Genomic DNA, 4,593 nt, shown 5'->3' with positions numbered 1-4,593 from the left:
CGGTCTCCGTCCTGTCCGAGAGCCAGCGCCACATCGCCGGCCGCTTCGCCATGAAGGGCCGCATCAGCGACCGCCTGCTGTTCGAGGACATCCCCTACGTCCGCGGCGCGACCACCGGCGCCGCACTGGTGGGCGGCGCGCTCGCCACCCTGGAGTGACGCACCGAACAGCGCATGGAGGCCGGCGACCACACCCTGGTGATCGGCCGCGTCCTGACGGCCGACGTGCCGAGCGCGGACGGAGGGCTGCTGACCTATTTCCGGGGCAGGTACCGCCGGCTCGGATGAATTCCGTGGCCGCGCGCCGACACTCCGGCATAAGGTCCCCGGATGACATTCGCACCCCGCCTCGAAGAGATCACACCCGGGAATTTCGAAACGGCGACCGCTATACGGGTCCGTCCCGAGCAGGAATTCGCCGCCTCCCCGGTCATGCAGTCCCTCGCCGAGGCCTACGTGCATCCCGCGGGCGTCGCCTGGCCCCGTCTGATCGTCGACGGTGACCGCACGGTCGGCTTCCTGATGGCCTTCCTCGACATCGACTGGCGCGGCGACGGCGGCACCGTCGTCCGCTCCGGCCTGTGGCGGCTGAACATCGCGGCCGACGCCCAGGGCAGGGGCTACGGCCGGTTCGCCGTCGAGTCCGTCGCCGCGGAGCTGCGCCGCCGGGGCACGAAGGAGTTGTACGTCACCTGGCACGAGGGCGACGACGGCCCGGCGGAGTTCTACCTGAGGCTCGGTTTCCGCCGGACCGGGGAGCTGAGCGGGGGCGAGACCGTCGGAGTGCTGAGCCTCGACTAGACGAAGGTGATCTCCAGCCGGGCCGCCCGGACCGGGTCCGTGGTGATGTCGATCACCGCGATCCGGTCGTGTACGAACGTGAACGCGAGCGTCCGCTCCACGCGGCCGTCCCGCAGGAGCGCGATGCCGGTACGGCCCTCGACGAGAACGGGCACCGCGACGCCGACGATGTGCCGCGAGTAGCTCGTCGCGCCCTTGGCCACGGCCAGGGCGCCCGTCGTCACTCCGACCTCCGTGCGGACCACGACATCCGGGTCCAGGACCTCCAGCAGCGCGTCGAAGTCACCGTCGCGCGCGGCGGCGAGGAAGGCGTCGACGAGTTCACGCCGGCGCGTTCGATCGGTGTCGCTGACCTGGGCGCCCCGCACCCGGCGCCGGGCCCGGCTGGTGAGCTGGCGGGTGGCCGCCGGGGACTTGCCGATGACGCCGGCGATCTCGTCGTAGGGGACGGCGAAGAGGTCGTGGAGGACGAAGGCGAGCCGTTCGGCGGGGCTGAGGGTGTCGAGGACGACGAGGAGGGCGCTGCCGACGGAGTCGGCGGGGACGGCGTCCTGCTCGGGGTCTGGGGTGACGGCCGGGACCGGCACCTCTGGCTCCAGGGGCTGTTCGGCACGGGACCTGCGGGAGCGGAGCATGTCGAGGCAGACCCGGCCCACGACGGTCGTCAGCCAGCCACCGAGGTTGTCGACGTGCGTGGTGTCCGACCGGCTCATCCGCACCCACGTCTCCTGCACCGCGTCCTCGGCCTCGGCCCCCGACCCGAGCATCCGCCGCGCCACCGCCCGCAGCTGCCCCCGGTGCGCCTCGAACCGTTCGGCCAGGAAGTCGTCGTCGCCCATGGGTCACCGCTCTCGTCGTCGTCCGCCGTCGGTGAGTTGACGGACGGGACGGTGGAGATGTGACACACGCGGGGCGGTTGCGGGTCGTTTACGGGGCCGGAGTTATCCCCAGTCCCGCCCCTGCCGCCCCCGCTTGGTGTCCGAGCGCTGCTTCTTCTCCCTCAACCGCCGCTCATTGATCCCGCGCGGGATGCGCGTCGCCCGCCGCGGCTTGGGCGGCGGAGCGGTGGCTTCGGCGAGCAACGCCGCGAGCCGTACGGCGGCGGTCTCGCGGTTGCGCCACTGTGAACGGTGCTCGGAGGAGCGGACGGTGACGACGCCGTCGACGAGCCGCCCGGCCAGCCTGTCCAGCGCACGCTGCTTCCACACGTCGGGCAGGGACTCGGTGCGGGCCAGGTCGAAGCGCAGCTCCACCTGGGAGTCACTGGTGTTGACGTGCTGGCCACCGGGGCCGGAGGAGCGCGAGAAACGCCACATGAGCTCGGCCTCGGGGAGCGAGACGGAGCCGCGGATGACGTGGGGACCGGACATGGACTCCATGTTCCCGGCTCTGTCCGGTCCACGTCACCCGAATATCGCCCGGCGGCCGCCCTCTCTTTGGTAAAGAAAGTAAAGACACGGGGAACCTTCGACGCCCCTCGCGGCGTTCATAGGGGTAGCTGTAACTTCAAGCCCGTACTTGCCGTACAAAAACGAGGGAAGGACTCCCAAACCATGGCTGTAAGCCTGTCCAAGGGTGGCAACGTCTCGCTCACCAAGGAGGCTCCGGGCCTGACCGCCGTCACCGTGGGCCTCGGCTGGGACGTCCGCACCACCACCGGCACGGACTTCGACCTCGACGCCTCCGCGATCGCGGTCAACCCGCAGGGCAAGGTCTACTCCGACGGCCACTTCGTCTTCTTCAACAACAAGGAGACCCCGGACAAGACCATCGTCCACACCGGTGACAACCGCACCGGCGAGGGCGCGGGCGACGACGAGGCGATCAACGTCAACCTGGCCGGCCTCCCCGCCGACATCGACAAGATCGTCTTCCCGGTCTCGATCTACGACGCGGAGAACCGCTCGCAGAACTTCGGCCAGGTCCGCAACGCCTACATCCGCATCGTCAACCAGGCCGGCGGCGCCGAGATCGCCCGCTACGACCTCTCCGAGGACGCGGCCACGGAGACGGCGATGGTCTTCGGCGAGCTGTACCGCAACGGCGCGGAGTGGAAGTTCCGCGCGGTGGGCCAGGGCTACGCGTCCGGCCTGGTGGGGATCGCGACTGACTTCGGCGTCAACGTCTGACGTCAGCTGCGCTGAGCTGTGCCGTTGGAGCCCCTGGTCGTGTCGGCCGGGGGCTTCGGCGTCAGGTCTGCGACACGAATGCGGTCCAGGTGGCGGGGGTGAAGGTGAGGCGGGTGCCGGTGGTGTCGTTTTTGGAGTCGCGGACCTGGACTGCGTGGGAGGCGGTGGCTATTTCGACGCAGGAATCGCCGTCCGGCCCGCTGCTGTAACTGCTCTTGAACCACTTCAGGTCGGCAGGGGTTCCGGCAGCGAACTTGCGGATCATGCCTCCCCCTACGCCTGCGAGACGAACGCGGTCCAGGTGGCAGGGGTGAGGGCGAGGCGGGGGCCCAAGGGGGTCTTGGAGTCGCGGACGTGGATCGTGTCGGGAGTGGTGGCGATCTCGACGCAGGAGTTGCCGTCCGTGCCACTGCTGTAGCTGCTCTTGAACCACGCCAGCTCGGAGGCGTCCCCGGCAGCGGACTTGCGGATCATGTCTCTCCCAGCAGTTGCTCGACGAAGGCCAGCGACTCCCGTGGCGGGAGTGCCTGAGCCCGGATGGTGCCATACCGCAGTTCAAGGATGCGGAGTTGTTTCGGGTCGGTGATGGGGCGGCCGTTGAAGGCGCCGTCCGAACGCCCCACCGCCGTTCCGTCCGGAAACTTCAGCATCTCGATCTTGCCGTCCAGGCCCGGGTGGGCGTCGCTGTTCGTCGGCATGATCTGAAGCGTGACGCTGCGCAACCTGCCCACCTCCAGCAGACGTTCGAGCTGCTGTCGCCACACCATTGTGCCTCCGACCGGTCGACGTACGACCGCCTCCTCCAACACGAAGTGGATGGACGGAGCCGGGTCACGATCGAAGACTGACTGCCGGGCCAAACGGGCGACCACCATCCGTTCCACGTCGTCCTGCGAGTACGGCGGCTGCGCTGCCTCAAAGAGAGCCCGAGCATGCTCTGCCGTCTGCAACAACCCATGGACGCTGTTGGACTCGTAGACGCCGATCTCGACGGCCTGCCCCTCCAACTTGGCCAGTTCCCTCACCTTCTTCGGATACCGGACCTTCTTGACGTCCTCCCAAGTCGCGGCGATGAGCCCACCCGCCCCCAACACCTCGTCGGCCCTGTCCAGATACTCCTGTCGAGGAATCCTCTTGCCGCCCTCGATCTTGTAGACCAGGTCCTCGCCGTACCCGACCGCCTCCCCGAACTCGGCGGCCCGCATCCCCACCGCCTCCCGCCGCAGCTTCAACTGCCGCCCCACCGTGGCGATCACCGCGACGCCCCACTCGTCGTCCGGGTCGACCTCCCACCCCGGCTCCACCGACTCGCCGTCCACGCTCATCCGCGCCCCTCCGCCGTACGTCCATACCCGCGACGCCCTACCCCGACGACCGCCCCCGACAGCCCGGACACGACCGGACAAGCTCCGGACAGTCACCGTACGTACCGGTGTCGTCACTGTGCACAGTAAGCACCCCCGGCCACGCTGAGTGACGTGAATCAAGAAGCCGCCGTCATCCGGAACTTCAGCGTCCTGCTGTCCCCCACACCCCGCGGAGCCCGCCTGGCCCGACTGCTGGCAGTCGAACAACTCCGCGAGTGGGGACTCCTGTTGCACCCGGCAGAGCACATCGTGGCGGAGCTGGCGGCGAACGCGTCCACACACGGCCGGGTCCCGGGG

General features: G+C 69.1%; 7 protein-coding genes and 2 pseudogenes. 4 read left to right on the top strand and 5 right to left on the bottom strand.

Annotated features, from left to right (window positions below; translation table 11 throughout):
• Positions 1-287: pseudogene (locus JF597_RS49140) on the top strand (flavin reductase family protein); the annotation flags it as partial.
• 42 nt (positions 288-329) lie between these two features.
• Positions 330-800, top strand: a complete 471-nt coding sequence (locus tag JF597_RS49135; protein WP_294012409.1) for a GNAT family N-acetyltransferase — start codon at positions 330-332, stop codon at positions 798-800.
• Here the strand turns inward: JF597_RS49135 and JF597_RS49130 are convergent.
• Together JF597_RS49130 and arfB are read right to left on the bottom strand one after the other, a co-directional pair.
• The gene (locus JF597_RS49130; RefSeq protein ID WP_294012406.1) at positions 797-1,639 is read right to left on the bottom strand and encodes a sigma-70 family RNA polymerase sigma factor; all 843 of its coding nucleotides are present in this window, start codon (positions 1,637-1,639) and stop codon (positions 797-799) included. The two genes, JF597_RS49135 and JF597_RS49130, sit on opposite strands and share 4 nt — an antisense overlap.
• Before the next feature lie 102 nt (positions 1,640-1,741).
• Positions 1,742-2,179 (bottom strand): alternative ribosome rescue aminoacyl-tRNA hydrolase ArfB, encoded by a 438-nt coding sequence (gene arfB / locus JF597_RS49125; RefSeq protein WP_069764948.1) that lies wholly within the window; start codon positions 2,177-2,179, stop codon positions 1,742-1,744.
• Positions 2,180-2,353: 174 nt separating this feature from the next.
• On the opposite strand from arfB, the gene JF597_RS49120 reads away from it, so the two are divergent.
• Positions 2,354-2,929: a TerD family protein gene (locus tag JF597_RS49120; RefSeq protein ID WP_069764949.1), complete on the top strand. Its 576-nt coding sequence runs from the start codon at positions 2,354-2,356 to the stop codon at positions 2,927-2,929.
• Positions 2,930-2,990: 61 nt separating this feature from the next.
• Here the strand turns inward: JF597_RS49120 and JF597_RS49115 are convergent, their stop codons facing one another.
• The 3 genes from JF597_RS49115 to JF597_RS49105 are packed head-to-tail and all read right to left on the bottom strand — an operon-like array spanning position 2,991 to position 4,254.
• Positions 2,991-3,194, bottom strand: coding sequence for a DUF397 domain-containing protein (locus JF597_RS49115; protein WP_294012396.1), 204 nt, complete (start codon positions 3,192-3,194; stop codon positions 2,991-2,993).
• An 8-nt stretch (positions 3,195-3,202) separates the two neighbouring features.
• Positions 3,203-3,403, bottom strand: a complete 201-nt coding sequence (locus JF597_RS49110) for a DUF397 domain-containing protein (protein WP_294012393.1) — start codon at positions 3,401-3,403, stop codon at positions 3,203-3,205.
• On the bottom strand, positions 3,400-4,254 hold the full coding sequence (locus JF597_RS49105; protein ID WP_294012390.1) for a helix-turn-helix transcriptional regulator: 855 nt from the start codon (positions 4,252-4,254) through the stop codon (positions 3,400-3,402). Before JF597_RS49105 ends, JF597_RS49110 begins: the two co-directional genes overlap by 4 nt.
• Positions 4,255-4,407: 153 nt before the next feature.
• Between JF597_RS49105 and JF597_RS49100 the strand changes: the two are divergent.
• Positions 4,408-4,593 (top strand): annotated as a pseudogene (locus JF597_RS49100) (ATP-binding protein); the annotation flags it as partial.

It is taken from the genome of Streptomyces sp. (assembly GCF_019510245.1).
In the GTDB taxonomy this organism is placed as follows: Bacteria; Actinomycetota; Actinomycetes; order Streptomycetales; family Streptomycetaceae; genus Streptomyces.
This window is presented reverse-complemented; position numbering and strand designations above follow the sequence as displayed.

Coding starts and splice junctions, on each gene's coding strand:
- JF597_RS49135 (WP_294012409.1), top strand. CDS start 330: ATGACATTCGCACCCCGCCTCGAAGAGATCACACCCGGGAATTTCGAA.
- JF597_RS49130 (WP_294012406.1), bottom strand. CDS start 1,639: ATGGGCGACGACGACTTCCTGGCCGAACGGTTCGAGGCGCACCGGGGG.
- arfB (WP_069764948.1), bottom strand. CDS start 2,179: ATGGAGTCCATGTCCGGTCCCCACGTCATCCGCGGCTCCGTCTCGCTC.
- JF597_RS49120 (WP_069764949.1), top strand. CDS start 2,354: ATGGCTGTAAGCCTGTCCAAGGGTGGCAACGTCTCGCTCACCAAGGAG.
- JF597_RS49115 (WP_294012396.1), bottom strand. CDS start 3,194: ATGATCCGCAAGTTCGCTGCCGGAACCCCTGCCGACCTGAAGTGGTTC.
- JF597_RS49110 (WP_294012393.1), bottom strand. CDS start 3,403: ATGATCCGCAAGTCCGCTGCCGGGGACGCCTCCGAGCTGGCGTGGTTC.
- JF597_RS49105 (WP_294012390.1), bottom strand. CDS start 4,254: ATGAGCGTGGACGGCGAGTCGGTGGAGCCGGGGTGGGAGGTCGACCCG.